This window comes from Ruegeria sp. N10, from assembly GCF_056531545.1.
Genome location: NZ_JBQFLY010000004.1, coordinates 1 through 23,941, shown reverse-complemented (window position 1 = coordinate 23,941; position 23,941 = coordinate 1). Strand labels below are relative to the sequence as shown.

General features: G+C 57.0%; 22 protein-coding genes. 6 read left to right on the top strand and 16 right to left on the bottom strand.

What is annotated here, in order from left to right; genetic code table 11:
- Nucleotides 1–20 precede the first annotated feature (20 nt).
- The 9 genes from ACR0JI_RS07460 to ACR0JI_RS07420 form a co-directional block, all read right to left on the bottom strand.
- Nucleotides 21–1,241 carry an aminopeptidase P family protein gene (locus tag ACR0JI_RS07460; protein WP_480493528.1) on the bottom strand — a complete coding sequence of 407 codons (1,221 nt, stop codon included), beginning with the start codon at nt 1,239–1,241 and terminating at the stop codon, nt 21–23.
- Nucleotides 1,242–1,403: 162 nt separating this feature from the next.
- Nucleotides 1,404–2,615: an ABC transporter permease gene (locus tag ACR0JI_RS07455; protein WP_480493530.1), complete on the bottom strand. Its 1,212-nt coding sequence runs from the start codon at nt 2,613–2,615 to the stop codon at nt 1,404–1,406.
- 5 nt (nt 2,616–2,620) lie between these two features.
- Nucleotides 2,621–3,895: an ABC transporter permease gene (locus ACR0JI_RS07450; RefSeq protein WP_480476312.1), complete on the bottom strand. Its 1,275-nt coding sequence runs from the start codon at nt 3,893–3,895 to the stop codon at nt 2,621–2,623.
- Between the two features lie 70 nt (nt 3,896–3,965).
- Nucleotides 3,966–5,057, bottom strand: coding sequence for an extracellular solute-binding protein (locus ACR0JI_RS07445; RefSeq protein ID WP_480476310.1), 1,092 nt, complete (start codon nt 5,055–5,057; stop codon nt 3,966–3,968).
- A gap of 103 nt (nt 5,058–5,160) precedes the next feature.
- Nucleotides 5,161–6,261, bottom strand: a complete 1,101-nt coding sequence (locus ACR0JI_RS07440; RefSeq protein ID WP_480476308.1) for an ABC transporter ATP-binding protein — start codon at nt 6,259–6,261, stop codon at nt 5,161–5,163.
- Nucleotides 6,262–6,397: 136 nt separating this feature from the next.
- Nucleotides 6,398–7,108: a maleate cis-trans isomerase family protein gene (locus tag ACR0JI_RS07435; protein WP_480476306.1), complete on the bottom strand. Its 711-nt coding sequence runs from the start codon at nt 7,106–7,108 to the stop codon at nt 6,398–6,400.
- Nucleotides 7,105–8,250: a M24 family metallopeptidase gene (locus ACR0JI_RS07430; RefSeq protein ID WP_480493532.1), complete on the bottom strand. Its 1,146-nt coding sequence runs from the start codon at nt 8,248–8,250 to the stop codon at nt 7,105–7,107. The genes ACR0JI_RS07435 and ACR0JI_RS07430 overlap by 4 nt, the downstream gene beginning before the upstream one ends.
- Entirely contained in the window at nt 8,247–9,290 is a 1,044-nt protein-coding gene (locus ACR0JI_RS07425; protein WP_480493534.1) for a pyridoxal-phosphate dependent enzyme, read from the bottom strand. Before ACR0JI_RS07425 ends, ACR0JI_RS07430 begins: the two co-directional genes overlap by 4 nt.
- 70 nt (nt 9,291–9,360) lie before the next feature.
- The gene (locus ACR0JI_RS07420; protein WP_480493535.1) at nt 9,361–10,233 is read right to left on the bottom strand and encodes a LysR family transcriptional regulator; all 873 of its coding nucleotides are present in this window, start codon (nt 10,231–10,233) and stop codon (nt 9,361–9,363) included.
- 107 nt (nt 10,234–10,340) lie between these two features.
- On the opposite strand from ACR0JI_RS07420, the gene ACR0JI_RS07415 reads away from it, so the two are divergent.
- Genes ACR0JI_RS07415 through ACR0JI_RS07395 form a run of 5 tightly spaced genes read left to right on the top strand, consistent with a single transcriptional unit; the run spans nt 10,341 to nt 15,140 of the window.
- The gene (locus tag ACR0JI_RS07415) at nt 10,341–10,940 is read left to right on the top strand and encodes an amino acid synthesis family protein (protein WP_480493536.1); all 600 of its coding nucleotides are present in this window, start codon (nt 10,341–10,343) and stop codon (nt 10,938–10,940) included.
- Nucleotides 10,912–11,700, top strand: a complete 789-nt coding sequence (locus ACR0JI_RS07410) for an alpha/beta fold hydrolase (RefSeq protein ID WP_480493537.1) — start codon at nt 10,912–10,914, stop codon at nt 11,698–11,700. Before ACR0JI_RS07415 ends, ACR0JI_RS07410 begins: the two co-directional genes overlap by 29 nt.
- Nucleotides 11,697–12,614, top strand: coding sequence for a flavin reductase family protein (locus ACR0JI_RS07405; RefSeq protein WP_480493539.1), 918 nt, complete (start codon nt 11,697–11,699; stop codon nt 12,612–12,614). Before ACR0JI_RS07410 ends, ACR0JI_RS07405 begins: the two co-directional genes overlap by 4 nt.
- Nucleotides 12,615–12,617: 3 nt before the next feature.
- On the top strand, nt 12,618–13,652 hold the full coding sequence (locus tag ACR0JI_RS07400; protein ID WP_480493541.1) for an LLM class flavin-dependent oxidoreductase: 1,035 nt from the start codon (nt 12,618–12,620) through the stop codon (nt 13,650–13,652).
- Between the two features lie 9 nt (nt 13,653–13,661).
- Nucleotides 13,662–15,140 carry an aldehyde dehydrogenase gene (locus tag ACR0JI_RS07395; RefSeq protein ID WP_480493543.1) on the top strand — a complete coding sequence of 493 codons (1,479 nt, stop codon included), beginning with the start codon at nt 13,662–13,664 and terminating at the stop codon, nt 15,138–15,140.
- A gap of 83 nt (nt 15,141–15,223) precedes the next feature.
- Here ACR0JI_RS07395 and cuyB read toward each other — a convergent pair whose 3' ends face one another.
- Both cuyB and cuyA read right to left on the bottom strand, forming a co-directional pair.
- Complete coding sequence (cuyB, locus tag ACR0JI_RS07390; protein WP_480493545.1) at nt 15,224–15,931, bottom strand: cysteate racemase; 708 nt, start codon at nt 15,929–15,931, stop codon at nt 15,224–15,226.
- Between the two features lie 3 nt (nt 15,932–15,934).
- Nucleotides 15,935–16,948: a D-cysteate sulfo-lyase gene (gene cuyA / locus ACR0JI_RS07385; protein ID WP_480493547.1), complete on the bottom strand. Its 1,014-nt coding sequence runs from the start codon at nt 16,946–16,948 to the stop codon at nt 15,935–15,937.
- A 122-nt stretch (nt 16,949–17,070) separates the two neighbouring features.
- Here cuyA and ACR0JI_RS07380 point away from each other — a divergent pair, with 122 nt between their 5' ends.
- Nucleotides 17,071–17,976 (top strand): LysR family transcriptional regulator, encoded by a 906-nt coding sequence (locus ACR0JI_RS07380; protein ID WP_480476286.1) that lies wholly within the window; start codon nt 17,071–17,073, stop codon nt 17,974–17,976.
- Nucleotides 17,977–18,109: 133 nt separating this feature from the next.
- Here ACR0JI_RS07380 and ACR0JI_RS07375 read toward each other — a convergent pair whose 3' ends face one another.
- The 5 genes from ACR0JI_RS07375 to ACR0JI_RS07355 all read right to left on the bottom strand — a co-directional run bounded on the left by ACR0JI_RS07375 (nt 18,110) and on the right by ACR0JI_RS07355 (nt 23,645).
- Nucleotides 18,110–19,846, bottom strand: coding sequence for a SulP family inorganic anion transporter (locus tag ACR0JI_RS07375; protein WP_480493549.1), 1,737 nt, complete (start codon nt 19,844–19,846; stop codon nt 18,110–18,112).
- 135 nt (nt 19,847–19,981) lie between these two features.
- Nucleotides 19,982–21,664, bottom strand: coding sequence for a bifunctional protein tyrosine phosphatase family protein/NAD(P)/FAD-dependent oxidoreductase (locus tag ACR0JI_RS07370; RefSeq protein WP_480493551.1), 1,683 nt, complete (start codon nt 21,662–21,664; stop codon nt 19,982–19,984).
- 15 nt (nt 21,665–21,679) lie between these two features.
- Nucleotides 21,680–22,564 (bottom strand): MBL fold metallo-hydrolase, encoded by an 885-nt coding sequence (locus tag ACR0JI_RS07365; protein ID WP_480493564.1) that lies wholly within the window; start codon nt 22,562–22,564, stop codon nt 21,680–21,682.
- Nucleotides 22,565–22,656: 92 nt separating this feature from the next.
- Complete coding sequence (locus ACR0JI_RS07360; RefSeq protein ID WP_480493553.1) at nt 22,657–22,881, bottom strand: hypothetical protein; 225 nt, start codon at nt 22,879–22,881, stop codon at nt 22,657–22,659.
- A 56-nt stretch (nt 22,882–22,937) separates the two neighbouring features.
- Nucleotides 22,938–23,645, bottom strand: a complete 708-nt coding sequence (locus tag ACR0JI_RS07355; protein WP_170442133.1) for an IS6 family transposase — start codon at nt 23,643–23,645, stop codon at nt 22,938–22,940.
- Between the last annotated feature and the right edge of the window lie 296 nt (nt 23,646–23,941).

The following is a 23,941-nucleotide window of genomic DNA, read 5'->3' as shown; positions in this document are numbered from 1 at the left end:
TTGCTCCCCCCCTCTTTGTATCAGGCATCGATGATGTTGTGGCCAGGCCCATATGGGAAGCCGGTGATGTTCTCGGCGCCGTCTTCGCCCACCACCAGAATATCATGCTCGCGGTAGCCCCCTGCACCGGGTTGCCCTTCGGGGATCCACAGCATGGGCTCGATTGAAACGACCATGCCAGGTTCCAGCACGGTGTCGATATCCTCGCGCAGTTCCAGACCGGCCTCGCGCCCGTAATAATGGCTGAGGATGCCGAAAGAATGGCCATACCCGAACGAGCGGTATTGCAGCAGCCCCTCATCGGCAAAGAAACGGTTGATCTCGGCGGTGATGCCTGAACAGGTCGCACCGGGTTTGATCAGGCTCAGACCCAGTTCATGGGCCGCCACATTGGCTTTCCAGAGGCGCAAGCTGTCAGCGTCCGGCTCGCCCAGAAACAGGGTACGTTCCAGCGCAGTGTAATAGCCTGAGATCATCGGAAAAGTGTTCAGCGACAGGATATCGCCTTTTTGCAGGGCGCGTTTTGTCACCGGGTTATGCGCGCCATCGGTGTTCAGCCCGGACTGGAACCAAACCCAGGTGTCGCGATATTCGGCATCTGGATAGGCGCGCGCGATTTCCTCTTCCATTGCGTCACGGCCCGCCATGGCAATCTCGATCTCAGTTGCGCCTTCACGGATGGCCGCATGGATTGCCGCCCCGCCAACGTCCGCGGTGCGAGCCCCACCCTTGATCAATTCAATCTCTTCAGCGGATTTGACCATGCGCGCGGTCATTGTATCCGGCGCGATGTCAACCAGCTCGGGGGTACCCAGCATCCGCAGGGCGGTGTCGCGGGCGGCCAGCGTCATGTGGTCGCCTTCAATGCCGATCCGCTTGGCGTTGCCGATCAGACTTGCAACCGCACGCCAATAGTTGTCGCGCTTCCAGTCAGTATAAATCACGTTGTCTTCGACTGACCGGCGCCACGGTTGCCCGGCGTCGATGTTGGCCGAAACGGTGGTGCAGGCCTCTTGGGTGACCACGCAGCCATACGGACGGCCAAAGGAACAATACAGAAAGCCCGAGTAGTAGGCGATATTTTGCATTGATGTCAGCAGAACCGCAGGAATATCACGTGCGGCCATAATGCTGCGAAGCCTGCTGAGACGGCGATCATACTCACCCTTGCTGAACGGCAAAGGCGCTTTGTCACCATTGTGACAGGTAAAGAATTCGGGGCGTTTTGTTGTGTCGGTCATCACTTGGTCTCTCATCTTTGCCGGGCGACAAATCCCGGCCACATGTCCCGGCGTTCAGGACAGGCGGTCTCGGGGTCCGAGAGCCGATCACCCCCTTACGTGCCGCGACGCCATCGCAGCGAGGGTGAACAGGGAAATCGTTAGATCAGACGATACGATCCGTCAAGCGGGGGAAAGCCCCCGCAGGCGTTCCGAACGACGCCGCAGCAATTCAACCGTGGTCAGCAGCGCAATCGACAGAACCACAAGGATTGTCGCAACCGCCAGAATGGTCGGGCTGATCTGTTCCCGCAGGCCGGTGAACATCTGCCACGGCAAAGTCTTCTGACTGGCTGAGCCCACAAACAGAACCACCACAACTTCGTCGAACGAGGTGATGAAGGCGAACAGACCACCCGAGATCACACCCGGCAGAATCAGTGGCATCTGGATCTTGAAGAAGGTACGTACCGGCCCTGCCCCCATATTCGCAGCAGCACGCGTTAGTGAGCGATCAAAGCTCACAAGCGTGGCGGTCACAGTGATGATCACGAATGGGATACCCAGAACGGCGTGCGCCAGGATGACTTTCAGATAGCCCACAAAGTTCTTGTTCATGCCCAACGTCCCTTCAAGGAACCGACCGATATCGCTGTAGAAGAAGAACATGCCTGTTGCCGAGATGATCAGCGGAACGATCATCGGCGAAATGAGGATTCCCATGATAGCACGGCGACCGGGGACGTGGCTCTGGCTGAGACCAATGGCCGCCAGAGTACCAAGCGAAACCGAGATGATTGTGGCAATCGGGGCAATGATCAGCGAGTTCTTGAAGCTGCGTTGCCATTCATTGTTGGTGAAGAAATCACGGTAGTGCTTCAGCGAATACCCTTCAGGGTCAAGCCGCAACATCTCGGGCGTGAAGGTAAAAAAGTCCTGTGCGTTGAACGACAGCGGCAAGACCACAAGGATCGGTGTGATCAGGAAAACGAAGATCGCACCGCAGATCACCCGGAACAGGTAGTGGTAAAACACCTGCTGCGCGGTCAGGTATGGCAATAGCTTGCGCCGGTATCGCCCTTCGTACAACCAATAAGTAAACCAGGCGAAGAACCAGCCGCCCAGCAGGCCAAGTACTCCCCCCATTGGGCCGGACATCAAAAAGCCCGCGATGCCAAAGCCGAGGATATTGATCCAGCGGGCCAACTGCTCATTCTTTAGAATGTTGATGTAAATCCATGCCAGACCGGCAATCACGATGGCGCCGCCCACGATCCCCAGCAGGACCGAGCCGTTTCCGGCGCCGACAAAGATACCAGCGAATGCCCCGGCCAGTGCGACGCTGGGCAGAACCATGGACAGAGGTTTGCGGGATATCGGAGTAAGTGCGGCCATCTTGATTATCCCAACTTCACGTTATCAATGCCCACGATCTTGTCGTAGACCCAGTAGAGCAGCAGAACGACCGCCAGCAGTATCGTTCCCAGCGCCGCCGCCAGTCCCCAGTTCAGTGAAGACGAGATGTGATAGGCGATCCGGTTTGAGATAAAGACACCTTTGGTACCACCCACAATTTCAGGCGTGATGTAGTAGCCAATCGCCAGAATGAACACGAGGATGGAACCAGCGCCGATGCCCGGAATGGATTGCGGGAAATAAATGCGCCAGAAGGTCGTCCAGTTCGTCGCCCCCATGGATTTCGCAGCGCGTGTATAAGTTTCCGGAATGGTCTGCATCACTGAATACATGGGTAGGATCATGAATGGCAGCAGGATATGCGTCATCGCTGTGATCGTACCGATCTGGTTGTTGATGATCACCAGCCGTGCATCGTCGGCTACTAACCCCAGCCAGACCAGCGTTTCGTTGATTACGCCTTGCTGTTGCAGCATGACTTTCCAGGCTGATGTTCGGACCAGCAGCGACGTCCAGAACGGCAAGAGCACAAGGATCATCAACAGGTTCGACACCCGCATCGGCAGGGTGGCCAGCAGGTAGCTGACCGGATATGCCAGAAGAATACAGGCGCCGGTAATAACCAGTGACATGAACAGGGTCCGGCCAAACAACTTGATCAGGATCTGCTTGTCTTCAGGCTGAGATTGCGCGCCGTCAGGGGTTCTGCGCATATCCACTGCATTCAGAAAATACCCGTTGGTGATCTTCGGCGAATGGGTTTTGATCACGCGCCACGTTTGTGGATCGCCCCATCCGTCGTGAATATCAATTAGTTGCTCCTTGAACGGACCATCCGTTTCAGGATCCAGTTTCTTGATCTGACGACCTGACTTGCGGAACATCGAAGACATACCGGTTTCTTCGTAGTTCAAACGCGAACCAAGCCGTGTGTGCTCTTTGTTGTCAATCGCAACAATCATATCCCGGACAAATGCGTTATACACATCTTCGCCCGGCAATTCGCCAGACTGCTCGTCCCAATTTTGAAGCGCCTCGACAGTTAGAGGCAGTGTTTCCGAAACGATGCTGTTCTCGACCGATCGGAAAAGCATCGCCGCGATCGGCACAATAAAGGAAAACAGCACGAACAAAAGCAAAGGGGCGATCAGAAGAAGGGCGCGCAGCTTTTGCCGCCGCAGCGAGCGTGCCAGCGATAGTTTGAGCGGCGTTCCGTCCGCTGCCAGCATGGGTCCGGCGTTTTGGCTTGCGTCAGTCATTCGAGCCCCTCGGGTATGTCTTGGTTCAGGGGCGGCGCACCGCCCCCGACTGTGTCATGAAATCAATCGCTTACTGCGCCAGCCATGCCTGGAACTTGGCGTCGATATCGTCGCGGTAATCCGCCCAGAATTCGTAGTTATACAGGAACGTGTTCTTGGCGTTTTCCGGATCGGTCGGCATATGCGGTGCCATATCGATACCCAGATCGGCGTGCTGACCCACAAGTGGAGCTGACGAAGCGCGGGCCGGACCGTACGAGATGTACTTGGCCTGATCCGCCAGACGCTGAGTGTCGGTTGCGAACATGATATAGTCCAAAGCGCGCTGCTTGCGCTCATCGCTCAGTCCGGCAGGGATGATCCAACCGTCCAGATCGAACACCTGCGCGTCCCACAGCATTGCAACCGGCTGTTTCTGCTCTTCGATCACACTGAACAGACGACCGTTATAGGTCGAACCCATGACAACTTCGCCGTCAGCCAGCAACTGAGGCGTGTCCGCACCGGCGGACCACCAGACAACGCTGTCTTTGATGGTGTCCAGCTTGGCCAAAGCCTGATCCTGACCTTCCGAAGTCGCCAGAACGTCATAGACATCATCCTTCGCGACGCCGTCACACAGCAGCGCCCATTCCATATTATTAATGGGGCGCTTTTCCAGCGAACGCTTGCCCGGATATGCCTCCAGGTCGAACACTGCACAGATGTCGGTTGGTGGGGTGTCACCTACCAGATCGGTGCGGTAGCCGAATGTGGTCGAATAGACGATCTGCGGAATAAAGCAATCGCTGACTAACAGTTCCCCGAAATCTTCAGAAGCCGGCGTGCCATCCGGAGCCGGAGCCAATTGGCTGTCAAAATCGATTTCAAGCGCCAGACCTTCGTCGCAAAGCCGGATTGCGTCAGCGGCCACAACATCCACTACATCCCATGTGATGTTGCCCGCTTCATTCATCGCGCGCAGTTTGGCGACGGCCTCGTTCGAGCTGTCATCGTTCAGAATCGTGATGCCGGTCTTTTCCGAATAGGGCTCGTGATACGCCTTCAACTGCGACTTTGAATAGGCACCGCCCCAGGAAACGATAGTCATCTCCTCGGCTGAAACAGTGCCCGCAGCCGTCGCAATTGCAGCCGCAGTGAGCATGATCTTGGTTGGTTTCATGTGTTACTCCCAGTTCATCCCGTTTTATGTGGTGGTCAGCCGATGCACGGGTTTTCACCGGCCGGTCCCTCAGCTTAACCGCGCTTGTCCCGCGCGGTTTGGTCTATGCGTCGAGCGCACGACAATCCTGTGCCAGCCAGCCGATCTCGATCTCCTGACCCGGGGTCAGGCGTACGGCATCAGGCGCATTTCGAGTTTTGGCGATGAATTCGTTGTTTCCGGCAACGGACATGCGGAACCGAAATACGTCGCCCATGTAAATGAATTCTTCGACCCTTGCTTTCAAAGTATGCGCGTCGGCGTGCAGGCGGTCTTTGTTGAATTCCACACGTTCAGGGCGGATCGAAACTTTGGTCCGGTCGCCTGCGTTGTGGACGTTGATCGGAACCGCGTCGATTTCCGATCCATCATCCAGGCGTACGACGCAAGTGTCGCCATCAATCGATTTAATAACACCTTCCAACGTGTTGTTTTCACCGATGAATTGCGCGACGAAACTGTTTTCCGGCTCTTCGTAAAGCTGATCAGGCGGCGCAAGCTGTTGAATGCGGCCATCGTCGAAGACAGCCACCCGATCTGACATGGTCAGCGCTTCGGTCTGGTCGTGGGTCACGTAGACAGTTGTGATCCCAAGCTCATGGGCCAGACGTGTGATTTCGAACTGCATATGTTCACGAAGCTGCTTGTCCAATGCCCCCAAAGGCTCGTCCATCAAGACCAGTTCGGGCTCGAATACCAGGGCACGGGCCAGAGCAATCCGCTGTTGTTGCCCGCCCGACAGCTGAGCAGGACGTCGGCCACCAAAGGCGCCCATCTGAACCATATCCAGCGCGCGCTTGACCTTTTCATCCCGCTCCGACTTGCCCAGCTTACGGACTTCAAGTGGAAACGACAGGTTCTCGGCCACCGTCATATGCGGGAACAAAGCGTAGTTCTGGAAAACCATGCCAATACCGCGCTTGTGCGGCGGGATATTGTTGATGGGCTTGCCGCCCAGGAGGATTTCACCGTGCGTGGCGGTTTCAAATCCGGCGAGCATCATTAGGCAAGTCGTCTTGCCCGAGCCTGACGGCCCAAGCATTGTCAGAAACTCACCTTTGGGCATTGCAAGGTTTAGGTCTTTTACGACGAGGTTCTCGCCGTCATAAGACTTCTGTACGCGTTGGAATTCGACAAACGCGGCGTCGTTCATTGTATCGGCCACAAGACCCCCTGTTACGTCAAATGATTATCCGTCTTCTGCGGATTTCATTGATCTGTAGCCGTTAGTTAAGACCAAGCGATGTTCACATTGCAACAGTGAATCCCGGTTTTGTTACACAATATCGGGATTTAACAGCTCACCCGGCTTCGTTCAGAACCCGCATATGCCACGCAAGACTTTGATTACTGGACAGAACCGGCTTGCCGATACGAGCGCGTATCTCAGGAATAGCCTGTTGCGTGCGAAGGTTTGTACAACTCAGAAAAACCGCATCAACCGACGGGTCCGAGCCCAGTTTCGTGGCAGCGTCGATGACGGATTGCACCGAAATCCGAACAACTTTGGCCTCTTCTGATTCCCCGAATGTCCCAAAAACATCCATCTCCACTCCGCCTTGTGCAAAGGCCCGGCGCAGGGGAAGGTTTACCTCTTCAATATAGGGCGACAGCAGCGCGAATTTCGAAACTCCCAGGTGTCGCGCACAGGCCGTAGCCGCACGCAAAGGGTTTGTAACTTCGGCGGTCTGGCATGTCTGTTTAACAAGTTCCGCTACACGGTCGGACCCGATAACCGAGCTTGCAGACGTGCACCCGTACCCGACAACGCGATAAGGTCGCGCGCTGGGCAGCAATCCGGCGGCGGCTGGCAGCGCCTTCTCCATTTCCGCAAGGCTTTCCGTCGTCACCTCAATCCCGCTGGGAATACGCGTCACGTAGATTGGATACTTGCGGTCCGAAAAATACGAGCTGAACTCAGGCTCCAACGTTTCATCAGTCTGCAACACGATCAGACCAAGTGGGGTGGCCTTGGGATCGTCCTCATCAAGGGCGTAATGTATTCGGGTCATATCTCGATCACCTCTGGCCCGATACGCGGGCTAAGAAAACATGGAGCGCCTTCGGTGATGACAATGTTTTCTTCATGGACAAGTATTTTTGTACCAACGGCGATGCCCGGCTCCAGTGTCAAAACCATGCCGGGTTCCAGCACGGTCTGGTCTGCCGGAATAATGGATGGCCATTCTGTCAGTGACATCCCCAACCCATGACCCAGCCGCCCTGCATCTGTGCCTTCAGCATCTTTGGTAAGCACCTTGTTCATAGCATGGAACAAATCTGAGGCTGTTGCACCGGGTCGGGCGATTTCGAACGCGGCATCTGAGGCTTCCACCAGTCGGGCGTGCGCTGATCTCACCTCAGGCCGGGCTGGGCCTACAGACCAATTGCGATCAAAATCACAGAAATAGCCATCCCAAACCAGACCTGTATCCAGCATAAGTACGTCGCCAGGTTCCAACGGCGCCGAAGTTGCAGGTGATATTACATCACTGTAGCCGCCCTGCTCTGCCCCGCCTGCAAGATACGGCACCCAATCGGCCCCTTCCTCAAGGCAGAGCATCTGGAACCGGCGAAAAACCGTGTCCAAAGGCACTCCTGCGCGGGCAACCTCGGGCACGCGGGCGAACGCGCGTCCAGCGATATCGCAGGCTGTTTGGATCTTCGCAATTTCAGCCTCGGATTTGATCATGCGCAACCGGCGCAGGATACCCTGATCTCCGGTGATGCGTCGCGTGCCGAGAGCGCCGCGCAAGCGTTCAATGTCCGCCATGGGCATACGCACATGAGTCTCATGGCCGTCCGGCATTCCGACATTGCCTGAAACGGGTGTCAGTTCGGCCAGGACATCGGCCAGAAGCGAGATACCGTCGTCCTGCAAATCGGGCGCGCTCCAGGTTCGGATGTCATCGATCCAGGTCTGCCCCATGAGCGCGGCCCCGATCGAAGGGATCACGGCCACCGGTTTGCCCGTGGCCGGTACGACCAGAAACCATGGCCGGGTTGGGCTTTCCCAAAATCGGGTCAGATAGCCGGTAAAGTAACGCACATCAGTTTCTGTGGTCAGCAGCAGCGCCGACAAATCCGCGGCTCGCATCAGCTCCTGCGCGCGTTTGGTGCGCGCCTCGAACTCTGTCTGATCGAACCCTCTCATTCCGCGATCTCCGACAGAAAGCACAACACGCGTGAGTTTTCGTCGATCCCCATGGCTTTCCGTGCGGTTTCGTTCATCACCGCCGCAAGGCCTGCCCCGCCTGACGCCGTGGTGGCCAGCCCGACCTTTGCCATCGCGTCAAGCTTTGTCGCCACATCGTCATCTGAAAGGGTCAGGAACAGGTCTGTGTCGCGGGCCAATCCGTTTAACGCGATCAACGACGGTTCCTTGCAGTCCAGACGCCCCATGATGCTGTCCGGGCCATCCGCGAAAACACATTTTCCGGCAACTATGCTGGCCTGCAACGCGGGCGCCGCTTCGGGTTCAACCACAACGATCTTCGGTGCGTCGCCCCAGATGTGTCGTGCATAGGCAGCAACGGCACCGGCCAGCCCGCCCACGCCTGCTTGCAACAGAATATGCGTCGGAATCTCAGGGCACTGCCTGACAGCCTCTGCCGCCATTTGCAGATATCCTTCCATGAGCGTCCATGGCAGGTCATAATATCCATCCCACGAACTGTCCGACAGCAATATCCATCCGTTGTCTTCGGCAGCCGTTTTCGCGGCCTCCATGCTGGCGGCATAGTCAGCACCACTTCGAACAACTTCGGCTTTTTGGCCTTTCAGACGTTCCGCAAAGGTTTCGGGCACAGTTTCAGCAATGTAAACAACAGCCTTCGCACCGAAAACTCTGGCACCAGCCGCAACACTCATGCCGTGGTTCCCGGCGCTGGCAGTCACATAGGTTGCGCCTGCCAGAGCTTGTTCACCCGGCTCGCCTGTCTTCTCGACCGCATGACGCGCAATTACATAGGCTGCCCCTAAAGCTTTGAACGAACCAAGGTTCATCCGCGCCCGCTCATCCTTTACCCAAAGCCTGGCTACAAGGGCCAGTTTCCCGGCATCAACCAATGGCGTTTCTTTCGCGACAGGGCACCGAGAAATCAAGTCTGCAACACGGGCAGCGTTTGTAGAAGGATACGGCGCAGACGGTGCAAGCTTTTGGCCCCCCCGATGTGGATTGTTGATGATCTGCATACGCCCTCCCCCAATTGTTCATCTGGTGACGTGACCCTATCGATGGAACACTGTCAATCAACCTCTGCCGTCAGCCAGAGACGTCGACGACCTTCGGGGTCTGTTCTGTTATCAGGGCCAACACCCAGTCGTGAAACAACCGGGCAGCCGGATTGGCGGCGTTTGACGAGAGGTAATAGCCTTCGTTGCTGTCAACCGAACATTCATGCGCGCGTATGACCAGACCTGCGGCAATCGCATGGGTCGTCAGTAATTCGCTGACCAACGCGACACCGCTGTCGTGAACGGCCAGTTGCAGTGCCATCCCAAATGTATCGACAAAAACACCAGGTTGGCGGCGCAAGCCCTGTTTTTCAAACCATGTGCCCCACCCACTTGATGTCCCGACAGCCTCGATCAGAGGCAGGTCAAACACGCCGCCCGCGACCGTCGGAGATTTCACGGCAACCAGACGGTCAGGCATCAGGCGGACAGCGCCCTGTCCCACCTGTTTCTTTGATCCGAACCTAACCTGAACATCAGCGTGGGATGCGTGGAAATCGTCGGGCCAGATCGCACTGAGAAGCCGAACGCGAACTTCAGGATGGCGTCTGGTAAAATCTGACAGATATGGGGCAATAACCCACTGGGCGATGCTAACAGACGTGGCGACGGTCAAGATGTCTCCGGACGCGCTGGCGTCCACGCGCCCGGCAGCCGCGGCAAGCGCTTCAAGCGCGCTGCCAACCTCGGGCAATAGTTTACGCCCCGCATCCGTCAGCGCCAAGCTTCTGGGGTGCCTCACAAAAAGAGCTGTCCCCAAACGCATCTCGAGCGATTTCACCTGCTGACTGACCGCCGATTGCGTCAAGCCAATCTCTTCGGCAGCCGCCGTAAAGCTAAGCGTTCGTGCAGCCGCCTCGAAGGATCGGAACCAGGTCAGTGGTGGAAGAGATTTACCCATTTGGTCAAGCTGTCCATTAATCTTTTTAATGGCAAAGCACATAATTCAATCATTTGTCAAAAACCCTGTCCGTTTTTAACGTTTGCGAGCGCGACAGGAGAGCTTTGATGCAACCGGAAATACGTAAGATCGTCACCTACGATGAGGAGGTCCTTGTCGAGGGCTTCCGAGCCGCCAAAACCCCATGGCACATGTTTGCCGTGGCCGCAGTGGTTCACAACCCCTGGGCAGGACGGTTTGTGGAAGACCTTAAACCCGAAATACAGGCCTATGGCCCTGTTCTGGGTGAGATGATGGCGAAACGTATGATCAAACTGGCAGGGAGTGGTGCGGCAATCGAAGCCTATGGCAAAGCCGCCGTGGTCGGGCTGAATGGTGAGGTCGAGCACGCTTCGGGCCTTATTCACACGTTGCGCTTTGGCAATCACTACCGCGAGGCCGTCGGTGCGAAATCCTATCTGGCGTTCACCAACACACGTGGTCCGGCAAATGCGCCGATTATGGTGCCGTTGATGGATAAAAACGATGCCGGGCGGCGGTCACACTACCTGACAATTCAGTTCTCAATTTCTGACGCACCGCGCGATGACGAAGTTGTGGTCGTATTAGGTGCAGCAACCTCGGGCAGACCGCACCACCGTATCGGTGACCGTTATCAGGATCTCAAGGATTTGGGCCATGACCTGGACAACCCGGCCGCGGTCTGAGATCGGCGGGCTGGCGGCTATCCAGACTGGTTCGGGTCAGAATATCCTTCTGTTGCATGGTGTTGGTTTACGGGCTGAAGCCTGGGGTGCGCAATTGGACGGGCTTGAGTCCGAGGGTTGCATGACCGCTCCGGACATGCCCGGTCACGGAGACAGCCCATTAACTGACCTCAGCATCGGGCTTTCGGCGTACACCGAAGCGGCTCGGGGTGTTCTGGACTGCCTGAGTCGTCCGGTCGTTTTGGTTGGCCACTCGATGGGGGCCATGATCGCGCTTGATCTTGCCACCAAAGCGTCAGACCGGGTTTGTGGGGTCGTCGCATTGAACGCGGTTTTTGAGAGAGCCGCGAATGCGGCACAGGCCGTGCGCGACCGTGCGGCGCAGCTGGATGGCAAGACGATCGCTGATCCCACCAGCACATTGCATCGATGGTTCGGAGATGTCGCCTCGGCTGAGCGCGATGCCTGCCGTAGATGGCTGACGGCCATGGACCCGGCTGCGTATAAAACGGCCTATTCCGTCTTCGCCCACAGCCAGTGCCCCCGACGTGATGCGTTGGAGAAACTAAGCTGCCCGGCGCTTTTTCTAACCGGCAGTCTTGAGCCCAATTCAACCCCGGAGATGTCACGCGCCATGGCGGACGCCGCGATGAACGGGCGCGCGCAAATCATTGAAGGCGCTGCACATATGATGCCGATGACGCATGCAGATCAGGTCAACGCTGCGATTTCCAGCTTTCTGAGTGAGCTGCGCCCATGACCGCGCTTGATCCTCGTGACCTTCGTCGTGCATTCGGTCGGTTCATGACCGGTGTGACGGTTGTGACGACGCGTGATGACGCAGGCAATCCACTTGGCTTTACGGCCAATTCCTTCACTTCGGTTTCTCTCGACCCGCCGCTGCTTTTGGTCTGTCCGGGAAAAAACCTGTCTTCTTTCAACGTTTTTGCAACCTGCGCCCGTTTCGCGGTGAACATTCTGGCCGAGGGGCAGGAAAACGTATCCAATACGTTTGCCGGGTTCAAAGGTGATCGATTTGCCAAAGTCGATCACTACTTTGATACGAATGACGTCCCTTTGATCAGGGGGGCAGTCGCAACGTTTTCCTGCCGCACTCATCAGGTTGTCGAAGCCGGCGACCATTGCGTTTTGATCGGTCAGGTCGAAACGTATTCTCAGGACGATGCCACCGGACTTGGCTATGCGAACGGGCAGTATTTCAGCCTCGGACTGGAGCGTGGCGCGCTGGAACCATCCGGGCGAAATGTGGTCTGTGGCGCGATCATCGAGCAGGACGGGCACGTCTTTCTGGAGAAAACAGATGCCGGTTTCCGCCCGCCGCAAGTTACGCTGTCAGATCGGCAAGATCTGCGAAGCAGCCTTATGCAGAACCTGACGGCAAGGGGTATCAATGCACACCTTGGCGTCGCGTATTCCGTCTATGACGATGCCACCACGCACCATGTTTACATTCTTGCGTCTGCGCCCGCCCTGCCCCGGCATGGCCCGTTTCACGCAGTCGCAACCAAAGACCTGGCGACCCTACCTTACGCGTCAGCACCCATCGCCACCATGATGGCTCGTTTTGCGCTGGAAAGCCAAACCCGCAATTTCTCGCTTTATCTGGGTGACGCCCAGCGGGGCGATGTGCACAGCCTGTCGGAAAGGACCTGAGGAATGGAGTTTTCCCTTTTTGCCCATATGGAACGGCTGGGCCCCGAAGAGTCGCATGAGAAGTTGTATGAAGAGTTCATCGAGCTGTGCAAGATGGCTGATCAGGCAGGGATGCGTGCGGTCTGGACCGGTGAACACCACGGGATGGATTTCACCATCGCACCCAACCCGCTGATGTCGCTGGTGGACATCGCGCATCATACCAAAAACGTGCGCCTTGGCACCGGCACTGTGATCGCACCGTTCTGGCATCCGATCAAACTGGCGGGAGAGGCAGCCGCGGCGGATATCATGACCGGTGGCCGGATCGAACTGGGCATAGCGCGCGGTGCCTACTCTTATGAATATGAGCGGCTTATGCCCGGTCTGGACGCATGGACCGCCGGTCAGCGAATGCGAGAGATCGCTCCTCTGCTGCCCAAATTGTGGGAAGGCGACTGCGCGCATGACGGAGCGTTCTTTCAGTTTCCCGCCACCAGTTCGGCGCCAAAGCCGGTGCAGCTCGGCGGGCCACCCATCTGGATTGCCGCGCGGGATCCGAACAGCCACGAGTTCGGCGTTCAGAACGGGTTCAACATTCAGGTCACCCCGCTCTGGCAAGGCATCGAAGAAATCGAGACACTGATGACCCGTTTTGAGACCGCCTGCGCCAATCACGGCGGAGCGCGCCCCAAGATCATGCTGCTTCACCACACCTATGTCGGGCGCGATGACGCTGAACTGGATCGGGCTGCGCGGGATTTGTCCCGGTTCTACAACTATTTCGGCGCGTGGTTCCAAAACAAGCGACCAGTCCGACAGGGATTGATTCAGGCTCTGACCGAAGAAGAAATGGCAGCCAACGCAATGATGGCACCCGAAAACCTTGCACGCGATCTGACAATCGGCACAGCAGACGGAGTGACAGAGCGTCTGAAACGCTATGAAGACCTTGGATATGATGAATACTCGTTTTGGATCGACAGCGGCATGAGCTTCGAACGCAAACGCGCATCGCTTGCCCGTTTCATCGACGATGTAATGCCAAAGTTTCAGTAAGGGGCCGCAATGCACCATAAGCCACATTTCCAGCTTTTTATCGACGGCACTTGGACCGAAGGGGCACGTGGGCAAGTGATGACCTCATTGAACCCCGCGACGGGCGAGGAATGGGCCAGTTTCGCCTGCGCCGCACCCGAAGACGTAGAGCGTGCCGTTTCTGCAGCGCGCCGGTCACTTGACGAACCGGCGTGGCGGGACATGACGCAAACCGCGCGTGGCAAACTGTTGTTCCGGCTTGCGGAACTGATCGAACAGAACGCAGGACGCCTTGGCGAGGTCGAGACGAAGGACAGCGGCAAGCTGCTGGCGGAAACCGCGACCCAAACGGCTTATGTCGGCGATTATTATCGCTACTATGCGGGGCTGGCGGACAAAATCGAAGGCGCGGTCCTGCCGATCGACAAACCGGACATGCATGTCTTTACGCGGCGCGAGCCCATTGGCGTGGTGGTCGCAATTGTCCCCTGGAACGCGCAGATGTTTCTGACGGCTACCAAGCTTGGGCCAGCTCTGGCCGCGGGGTGCTCGGTTGTGCTGAAGGCATCAGAGATTGCGCCCGCCCCAATGCTGGAGTTCGCCCGCTTGATTGACAAAGCGGGATTCCCACCCGGCGTCGTTTCCGTCATTACCGGGGACGCCGAGAACTGTGCGATCCCTCTCACCCGACACCCTGACGTGGACCGCATCGCGTTTACTGGCGGGCCGGAAACGGCGCGCCATGTGGTGCGCAACTCGGCGGAAAACTTTGCTGTAACCACGTTGGAATTGGGTGGAAAATCCCCGATCATGGTTTTCGATGATGCCAATCTGGATGGTGCGGCCAACGGACTGATCGCGGGTAATTTCGGCGCTTCAGGTCAAAGCTGCGTCGCAGGATCGCGCGGGCTGATCCATCGCCCCCTAATGGAATCCCTTATCGCCAAAATCGAAGAAAAGATGACGGGCATTGTCATCGGCGATCCATTGAAACCTGAAACACACATTGGCCCGCTGTGCACAAAAGCTCAGATTGTCAGAATTCAGGCGACGCTGGCCAAGGCCAAGGAACAGGGCGCACGTATTCGTTTCGGTGGCGCGCCACTGGATCGGTCAGGTTATTTCATGGCCCCAACGCTGGTGGAATGCACCAATGCCGAGACGGAGACCCTGAAGGTGGAAATGTTCGGCCCCGTCATGTCCTTGCTGCCCTTCGACACTGAAGAAGAGGCAATCGCCCTGGCCAATGACACGCCGTTCGGGCTTGGCTCGGGTATCTTCACCGAAAATGTCGCCCGTGCTCACCGTGTTTCATCACGCCTGAAATCGGGCATCTGCTGGATCAACACCTACCGCGCCGTCTCACCCATCGCGCCCTTTGGCGGTTTCAATCAATCCGGTTATGGCAGGGAAGCGGGATTGGAGGCCATTCACGATTACACGCGAACCAAGACCGTTTGGCTGAATACATCGGACAAACCGATGTCGAACCCATTTGTTATGCGCTGAGGTGATCTGCAAGACGATCAACGATCACAACTGCACAGCAGCGCTGCCTTCCAGCCTTATCACTTGCCCCACTTTCAGCAGGATCAAGAGTGGGTGCGATTTGCTTGGGAAAACGCGATGATCGCATCAACCAACAGGTCAATCGTATCAACGGCTATTACGTCCGCGGCGACACTGTCGGCGATTAACGACAGCTCTGAACACGCGATAAGTTGCATATCTGCCCCGGCACCAATCAGTTCCGCAGATACGGTATTCAGAGTTTCGCGTGCCTCATTGTAAGGATCACCGGCCTTGATCCTGCGGATGGCCGCGAGCATCTTGCCCTCATCTGCTGGCCAGACAACTGACATTCCCCGCGCTTGAAACGCCGTGTCGAAAAGACCTACGCGCCGCAGCGCGGGCGACGCCAACATCCCGATACACCCACCCGGTCCGATTGTCCGGTCGGCACGATCCACTGCCAGTTCCACCATGTTCAACAAGGGAATAGTCGCGGCATCCGTAATCGCAGCAGCATAGTAATGTGCTGTGTTGCACGGCATGGCCAATGCCACAGCCCCGGCAGCTTGAAGACGACGTGCCATCGCGGCAAGCACAGGCCCCGGATCCTCGCCCGTTCCGTCAATCAAGTGAGCAATGCGAGACGGCACCTGCGGGTTCATATCGATCAACAAGGGTATATGGTCGCGATCATCGCTTGCCGGCACTGCCTCCACCAACTTGCGCTGGAGGAGGATAGTCGCCTCGGGACCCATGCCACCAAGAATACCGATCGGCGCCCGCGTCATTGGTCAGATATTGACCCAGCGGTTCTGATGGTCAAATACAAAGTCATACCCTCCCAGCGCCGCTGCACCGCCGGTATGCAGGAATACGACTCGCTGGTCCTGGAACTCGCCTTTGCGTGCAAGATCAATAAGACCTGCCGCACCTTTTGCCGAATAGCAGGGATCCAAAAGTATCCCCTCCAGCTCGGCAAACATCCGGATTGCCTCGATACCACTTTCGGTAGGCAAGCCGTAACCCTGTCCGACGTAATCTGTATTGGCCATCACGTCTTCGCGGTTCACGACGCCTGCGCATCCCAGCTTCTCGGCTGTTTTACAGGCTAGATCGTAAACCATTTGTTCCTGATTAGGCTGGGGCGCCCTGGTCCCGATCCCCAGAACCGGCACCTTCGCGTTCATGGCGCACATGCCGGTCACCAGCCCTGCCTGCGTTCCCGAAGAGCCGGTCGCGTGCACCAGCCGGTCAATTCTCAAACCGCGGTCGTTGGCTTGACCCAAAAGCTCAAAAGCTGCATTCACATAGCCAAGGGCACCTGTCGGGTTTGATCCACCACCGGGAATGACGTAGACGTTGCGTCCTTCTGCCCTTTTCTTTTCCGCTGCTTTTTCCATCTCGGCCGGCATGTCATGCCCGCCAGGAAATTTTTCGGTGGTTGCACCGTGCAGGTGATCCAACAGGACATTGCCGTTGGTGTTGTAGTTTCCGTCCTGATAACCGGTGCGATCTTCCAGCAGGATATGGCAATCAAATCCTAGCTTGGCTGCAAAAGCGGCTGTCTGTCGGCCGTGGTTGGTTTGTGTCGCCCCTTGCGTCATGACCATATCCGCGCCCTGCGCCTCGGCTTCGGCCATCAGGAATTCCAGCTTTCGGGTCTTGTTGCCACCGGTCGACATACCGGTGCAGTCATCGCGTTTGATCCAGATTTCCACCCCCAGTTCTTTGGACAGCCTCTTCATCGGCTCCAACGGCGTCGGCAGATGGGCAAGGTGCACACGGGGAAAGCGGGCGAGATGCATGTGGAGGCTCCTAACATTGACTTTTGGCAATTTATCATCGCTTGAACCGCGTATCTAATTCGAAATTCAACTCATAACTTGCATGAATTGCATATTAGAAATGCTTGGTCTATTTAAACCCCATGCGCTTGGAATGGATCGATGACATTTTGGCTGTTTTGGATGGCGGTTCCTTGACACGAGCCGCTGAAAAGCGGCTTCTCACTCAATCGGCCTTCACCCGGCGTATACGGCTTATCGAAAACAGCGTCGGAGCCACCCTGTTTGACCGCCGCCGCAAGCCCGTATCACTTATGCCTGGCATTCAGTCATTGGAGCCCGAACTGAGAGAGCTTAGTACGCGGCTGCACAAACTGCGACATGTGCTGAAGACAGCGAATGACCAAACCGGGAAGTCACTGTCGTTTGTGTGCCAACATGCTTTGACGACCACGATTTCGCCAAGGATCGTGCAAACGCTGACCGAGAATGACGATATCTCAATTCACGTGCGATCGGGGAACCAGGACGAATGTCTTTTGAACCTGATCTCAAAACAGGTCGATTTCGCGATCATGTATTCGGTTCCGGGCGACGAAATAAGCAGTATTGGTGACGCATTCGAAGCCAAGACACTTGGCGCGGACACTTTGATCCCCGTTTGCGCACCCTCTGTTCGCAACAAAATCACCAGCGCGGCACTTCCGGTCATAGGCTATCCGTCCGATGTGTTTCTGGGGCAAGTTTTCGCTCGGAAAATCGCGCCGCGATTACCAGAGGAAACCACACTTGTGACCAGAGCTGAAACGGCCCTGACATTTGCGATGCAACAATATGCCATCAATGGAATTGGCGTTGCCTGGTTACCTCATTCTCTGGTTGCTGCGTCCCTGGCAACAGGTCAGCTTCAACGCGCTGACAGCACACTTCCTTCACAGGAACTGACAATCAGGATGGTTCGTTTTGCAGTTGCTCAGTCCGAATATTGTGAGCAAATCTGGCAAAGCTTTGATGCGCTTCCACTCGATTTCGCTACGTTGCATTATTGATCTGACGTCGAAGTAAACAACTTCCAGAACGCGGATGAGTGCGGCCCAAGGCAGCCCACCTATTCAAGGTGAACCCGAGTATTAAGCCCGCATCGGAACTTCTCACGGGATTCTGGCCCTAATTCGGCTCTGGTTACTCTGCCGCTGATGTTACCCTGTCCGGTGCGGTCAACCGCTGCCATGCGTCGTACTGGGCGAGAAAGATTTGCCCGTTGAGGTCGTCGAGGAAATGCGACTGTTTCAGGCGGTCCATCACGGGGCCTTTGACTTCGGACAGGTGCAGACCAACGCCCATGTCACTCAGGCGGTGGTTGATGGCCTCAAGGCTTTCAAGGGCTGAAAAGTCGACCTCGTTCACCGCCGAGAACATCAAAACCACGTTGCGGATTTCGCAGCCCTCGGTCACTCGCGCTTGGATCAGGTCTTCGAGGAAACGGGCGTTCACGAAATACAGGCTTTCATCCACCCGCAGCGTCACAAGTGACGGCTCGGTGTCGACTTTGTGGCGATTGATATTGCGGAAGTGCTGCGTGCCCGGCACAAGCCCGACCTCGGCCACATGCGGGCGCGAGGTTTTGTAGAGATGCAGAAGGATCGAAATCGCCACGCCGCTGGCCACACCGGTTTCGACCCCGGCCAGCAAAGTCAAAACGATGGTGGCGGCTACGGCGGTAAAATCGGCGCGCGAATATCCCCAGGTCTTTTTCAGGATCGACATGTCCACAAGGCTTAGCACCGCAACAATGATCGTCGCGGCCAGGGTGGCCTTGGGCAAAAAGTACACCAGCGGTGTCAGGAACAGCGCGGCAATCGCCAGACCACCAGCGGTATATATGCCTGCCGCCGGGGTTTCCGCCCCCGCATCGAAGTTCACGACCGAGCGTGAGAACCCGCCGGTGACCGGAAAGCCGCCGGTAAATGCCGCGCCCAGGTTGGCTGCGCCCAGACCGATCAACTCCTGATCGGGGTCCACGCGCTGGCGTTTCTTGGCAGCCAGCGTCTGCGCAACCGAGATGCTTTCGACAAAACCGATGATCGAGATCAGGATCGCAGGCACCAGCAATGCACCGATGAGGTCCGAGGACAGCCCCGGCAAAGTCAGTGGCGGCAGGTTCTGGGGCACGTCGCCGACGATCTTGACGCCCTGCTCATCCAGCCCGAACCCCCAGACGACAACTGTGGTCACCACCACAGCAGCAACTGGTCCGGCCTTGGTCAGCACGTCAGCCAGCAGGGGCGTCACCCCCATGCGCCGCAACGCGGGTTTGAGGTTCTTGCGCACCCAAAACAGGAACGCAGTGGCCAGCACGCCGATGATTACCGTCAGCCAATTGGTCTGCCCAAGGTTTTCGAAGATTGAGCCCAGCATCCCTGGCAGGGTATGCCCATGCGCGCTGACACCCAGAATGTGCTTTAATTGGCTGGTCGCAATCAGGACACCCGACGCGGTAATAAAGCCTGCGATGACAGGATGGCTGAGGAAATTGGCCAGAAAGCCCAGTCGAAAAACGCCCAGCAGCACCAGAAACCCACCCGACAGGAAAGCCAGTGTCAGTGCCGCCACCATGTATCCAGCTGTGCCCTGCTCGGCCACCTGCCCCACGGCGCTGGCTGTCAGCAGCGACACAACCGCGACGGGCCCCACCGCCAACGCCCGGCTGGTGCCAAAAACTGCATAAAGGATGATCGGTAGAATCGAAGCATAGATCCCGGCCTCAGGCGGCAACCCTGCCAGCAAGGCATAGGCCAAGGACTGTGGGATCAGCATGATCGTGACGATCACAGCCGCGATCAGATCATTCGACAGCGACTCCCGGCTATACTGGCGACCCCAATCAAAAATAGGAAGGAAACGTAAAAGGCTCTGCATGGGTTCACGTCCTGAGAAAGCGGCGGCCAGAGCGCGGGAGGCTCTGACCGCCATACCTTGGCCTGTCGCACTTTTGGTGAAGGCGGGACAGGCCAGAACTTAAACCGGTTCTTCCGGTGTCAGTTTCGAGAGGTGTTAATCGGTCGCCACCTTCAATGGTTCGGGCTTGGCCAACCACTCTTTGCCCTTCAACATCGCAGACCAGTAGATCGGGGGCAGCAGCTTCTCCTTCAACAGCCACGCCAACCGGCTGGGTTTGGTTCCGTCGATCAGGAATATCGGGAAGCTGGGTGTCATCACCCCACCATAGGCGAACTCGGCCAGAACGATCTTGCCGCGCTCGACCGTCAGCGGGCACGAGCCATAGCCGTCATAGGCGGCGACCGGGCCGCGGCCCTGAATATCGGCCACGATATTATCGGCCACGGTCGGTGCCTGTTTACGCGCCGCCGCTGCGGTTTTGGCGTTGGGCGCGTTCATCACGTCGCCCAGCGACCAGATATTGTCGAAGCTCTTGTGGCGCAGTGTCGCCTGATCAACATCGACCCAGCCCGCCGCGTCCGCCAGCGGCGACACGCGAATAAAGTCCGGCGCGACCTGTGGCGGGCAGACATGCATCATGTCAAACTCGACTGTGACCAACTCGGGCTCGGCGTCCGGCATTTCAACCTTAAAGGTCGATTTTTTCGCCGCCCCATCTACCGACACCAGACTATGAAAGAAATTCAGCGAGGCGTCGTATTTCCTGACGTACTCCATCAGCGTCGGGACATAGTCCTTGACCCCGAACAGCACGCCACCTGCGTTCATGAACTGGATGTCGATATCCTTCAGAACGCCGCGCCGGAACCACGCATCGCCCGACAGATATAGGGCTTTTTGTGGCGCACCCGCGCATTTGATCGGCATCGGCGGCTGCGTGAACAGCGCCCGGCCCTCCTTAAGCCCTTCGACAAGCTGCCAAGTGTAGGGCGCCAGGTCATAGCGGTAATTCGAGGTCACCCCGTTGCGGCCCAAGGTTTCTTCCAGCCCTTCGACCGCGCTCCAGTCCAGCTTGAGCCCCGGAGACACGACAAGACGGTCGTATTTCACCACCCGACAGCCATCCAGAATAACGGCATTGTTCAGCGGCTCGAAGGCAGCAACTGCCGCCTTGATCCACTTCACCCCGCGCGGGATCAGGGATCCCATCGTCTTGGCGGTCTGTTCTGCGGAGAAGACACCCCCACCCACCAAAGTCCAGCCGGGCTGATAATAATGCACGTCAGACGGATCAATGATGGCGATCGACAGGTCGGATTTGCGCGCGTGCAGGCTGGCCGCAGTGGCAATACCGCCAGCCCCACCGCCCACGATAACCACGTCGAAGGATGCGTCGCCCGTGTCGGTCGGCGTTTTCCCACCATTGGCAATGCGGCGGGCGACGCCGCTCATGTCATAACCGGCGACCTTGGTGGCTGACAGGATCTCGGATACCGAACGCTTGTGCGCCGCCTCGTTCAACGACCACAAAGTGGCCGAGCGCGTGCCGGTCCGGCAATAGGCCAGAACCGGACCCGGCAACTCGGTCAGCGCGCTGCCAAAGGCCTCGGCGTCCTCGTCCCTGACGATCCCGGTTTGCACTGGAACATAGCGCACCTCGAGACCCAGTTTTTCCGCAGCTACCTCGATCTCCTCGAAAGTCGGCTGATCGGCACCTTCGCCATCGGGACGGTTGCAAATGATGGCACGAAAGCCCGCGCCTTTTATCGCCTCGATGTCATTTGGCGTAATCTGCGGCGACACCGAAACTGCGCCTGATATCTTTCTGATGTCCATGGGTGCCTCTTGCGTTCAGAGCTTGTTGACTGGGACTTTGAGCATCTGGTTCCCATCCTGGTCCGTTGGAATGCCGCCCGCCCGGATGTTGACCTGAATCGAAGGTACGATCAGCGTCGGCATCGCCAGCGTCGCGTCGCGCTCGGACCGCATCTTGATGAACTCGTCCCTAGTCTTGCCACCGCCCACGTGAATGTTGTGGGCCTTCTCCTCGGCCACCGTGGTTTCCCACTGGATGTCACGCCCGTTGGGACCATAATCGTGACACATGAACAACCGGGTTTCGTCCGGCAGGCTGAGCACCTTGTGGATCGAGTCAAATAATGTCCCCGCGTCGCCACCGGGGAAATCGGCCCGCGCCGAGCCACCATCAGGCATGAACAACGTGTCGCCCACAAAGGCTGCATCCCCGACAACATGAACCATGCAGGCGGGTGTGTGGCCCGGTGTATGCATGGTAAAGGCGGTCATGTTGCCGATCTTATAGGTCATGCCATCGACGAACAGGGCATCAAACTGGCTGCCATCCCGCTGAAATTCGGTGCCTTCATTGAAGATTTTGCCAAACACGTCTTGCACGATCTTGATGTTTTCACCGATGCCGATCTTACCGCCCAGCTTTTGCTGGATGTAAGGCGCGGCTGACAGGTGGTCGGCATGGGCGTGGGTCTCAATGATCCATTCCAGCTTGAGGCCCCTCTTCTCAACCTCGGCAATCAGCATGTCGGCATGGCCAAACGTAATGCGGCCAGCGGCATAATCGATATCCATGACACTATCGATAATCGCACAGGCATTCGAGGTCGGGTCCGCAACAATATAACTGATCGTCGCCGTCGCCTCGTCGTAAAAACCCTGAACATCGGGCTTCACGCTCAGATCAACTGGGTAGCTTCCAATCGGCGTCGCTATCGCGTCGGCCATTTTCTGGTTGTGTATCTCGATTGACTTCTGATCATTCATGATCTTGCCTCCTAACTGGCGCGGATCCGTTACCCGTTTCCGCCGCGTGTCATCATCATTTCGTGGACGGCGTCCATGCCGCGATCCGCCATCGCGCTCACTTCGGCCGCATGGATATGCATGGCTTTGGCTATTTCCGGATCGTCAGATGTTTGCACCACTACGATCCCTTCAGAGGTCACTTCGATATCCGAGGTGATCTTGTCACCATGTTGAAAAAATATGTCGAGGGTCGGGCTCTGAATGATGATCATCGGGGTGCTGTCAGACGAATTCGAACCAGTCTCAGTTTGCCGCGAAAACCGCGAACCTATCCGGAACAAAGTTGACGCCACTCGCTAAGAGCGGCGGTGCGTGTCTGCTTGAAGGAGTCTCGGCTGGCTAGCGATCTTTCCTGGTTGAAGTGGTTGTACACGGAGGAATGGACGGAGGCGAATTTCTGTAGACTTCGCATGCGCCTGAAACGCTGCATCGCGCGTTCGCGTCGTCGAAACGGCAGGTGCGAATTCTCGACGCGGTTGTTTAGCCACCTGCCCGTCTGTTGTTTTTTGAGAGCACCCAAATCTCTAAGGGCAGCCTTGTAGGAAGCGAAGCGATCTGTGACGATCTCTTCGGCGCAGCCGTGCCGCTTCATCAATTTCTTGAGAAATTTCAGTGCTGCAGCTTTGTTACGGCGCTTCGTTACAACTGCTTCCAGCACCTCGCCTTCGTCATCCACAGCGCGCCAAAGATAATGCCGTTTGCCATTCACTTTCACAAAGACCTCGTCCACGTGCCACTTCCGTTTTGAAAAGGTTCGGAGTTGCTGCACACGCTTCCGTCTGATCTCAGCGGCGAACATCGGGCCGAACCTATTCCACCAATAGCGGACTGTCTCATGGCTTACATCGATCCCACGTTCATGCAGGAGATCTTCGACATTCCGAAGCGAGAGTGGAAATCGGATGTACAGCATCACCGCCAGGCGGATGATTTCGGGGCTGGTTTTGAAGTATTTGAAGGAGGCAGGTTTGGTCATTCCTAAATGCTATGCAACCGCCCTGCCCCGTTCAAGCAAAGTTCTTCTGACAAGACCAATGGTTGATCTGCTACGCTTCTCGGGAATTGCAAAGTCTAATTGCGAATGTCCGTTTTGGGCTGTCTGCGGTCCTTTGGAAAAAAATGCGGATGGCAGCGTTGTCCGCAATGCAGTCATTGAGCGTAGGTGAGCGAACGTCTGCCTCGATGAAGATTTTCTGATGCGGGCCAGAGTGCAAGGTTTGGACTGGGGCCGACCGTGGCCCGCGTTGGAAAATCTCTCAGGGAGGAAGCCGC

What these genes read in the sequence shown, in the direction of transcription:
- ACR0JI_RS07405 (WP_480493539.1), top strand. Translation starts at nt 11,697, where the DNA reads ATGACCGCGCTTGATCCTCGTGACCTTCGTCGTGCATTCGGTCGGTTC.
- ACR0JI_RS07425 (WP_480493534.1), bottom strand. Translation starts at nt 9,290, where the DNA reads ATGCAGATCATCAACAATCCACATCGGGGGGGCCAAAAGCTTGCACCG.
- ACR0JI_RS07360 (WP_480493553.1), bottom strand. Translation starts at nt 22,881, where the DNA reads ATGATCATCATTCAGAGCCCGACCCTCGACATATTTTTTCAACATGGT.
- ACR0JI_RS07460 (WP_480493528.1), bottom strand. Translation starts at nt 1,241, where the DNA reads ATGACCGACACAACAAAACGCCCCGAATTCTTTACCTGTCACAATGGT.
- ACR0JI_RS07430 (WP_480493532.1), bottom strand. Translation starts at nt 8,250, where the DNA reads ATGAGAGGGTTCGATCAGACAGAGTTCGAGGCGCGCACCAAACGCGCG.
- ACR0JI_RS07375 (WP_480493549.1), bottom strand. Translation starts at nt 19,846, where the DNA reads ATGCAGAGCCTTTTACGTTTCCTTCCTATTTTTGATTGGGGTCGCCAG.
- ACR0JI_RS07450 (WP_480476312.1), bottom strand. Translation starts at nt 3,895, where the DNA reads ATGACTGACGCAAGCCAAAACGCCGGACCCATGCTGGCAGCGGACGGA.
- cuyB (WP_480493545.1), bottom strand. Translation starts at nt 15,931, where the DNA reads ATGACGCGGGCGCCGATCGGTATTCTTGGTGGCATGGGTCCCGAGGCG.
- ACR0JI_RS07420 (WP_480493535.1), bottom strand. Translation starts at nt 10,233, where the DNA reads ATGGGTAAATCTCTTCCACCACTGACCTGGTTCCGATCCTTCGAGGCG.
- ACR0JI_RS07380 (WP_480476286.1), top strand. Translation starts at nt 17,071, where the DNA reads ATGCGCTTGGAATGGATCGATGACATTTTGGCTGTTTTGGATGGCGGT.
- ACR0JI_RS07455 (WP_480493530.1), bottom strand. Translation starts at nt 2,615, where the DNA reads ATGGCCGCACTTACTCCGATATCCCGCAAACCTCTGTCCATGGTTCTG.
- ACR0JI_RS07445 (WP_480476310.1), bottom strand. Translation starts at nt 5,057, where the DNA reads ATGAAACCAACCAAGATCATGCTCACTGCGGCTGCAATTGCGACGGCT.
- ACR0JI_RS07435 (WP_480476306.1), bottom strand. Translation starts at nt 7,108, where the DNA reads ATGACCCGAATACATTACGCCCTTGATGAGGACGATCCCAAGGCCACC.
- cuyA (WP_480493547.1), bottom strand. Translation starts at nt 16,948, where the DNA reads ATGCATCTCGCCCGCTTTCCCCGTGTGCACCTTGCCCATCTGCCGACG.
- ACR0JI_RS07355 (WP_170442133.1), bottom strand. Translation starts at nt 23,645, where the DNA reads ATGACCAAACCTGCCTCCTTCAAATACTTCAAAACCAGCCCCGAAATC.
- ACR0JI_RS07400 (WP_480493541.1), top strand. Translation starts at nt 12,618, where the DNA reads ATGGAGTTTTCCCTTTTTGCCCATATGGAACGGCTGGGCCCCGAAGAG.
- ACR0JI_RS07395 (WP_480493543.1), top strand. Translation starts at nt 13,662, where the DNA reads ATGCACCATAAGCCACATTTCCAGCTTTTTATCGACGGCACTTGGACC.
- ACR0JI_RS07410 (WP_480493537.1), top strand. Translation starts at nt 10,912, where the DNA reads ATGACCTGGACAACCCGGCCGCGGTCTGAGATCGGCGGGCTGGCGGCT.
- ACR0JI_RS07370 (WP_480493551.1), bottom strand. Translation starts at nt 21,664, where the DNA reads ATGGACATCAGAAAGATATCAGGCGCAGTTTCGGTGTCGCCGCAGATT.
- ACR0JI_RS07415 (WP_480493536.1), top strand. Translation starts at nt 10,341, where the DNA reads ATGCAACCGGAAATACGTAAGATCGTCACCTACGATGAGGAGGTCCTT.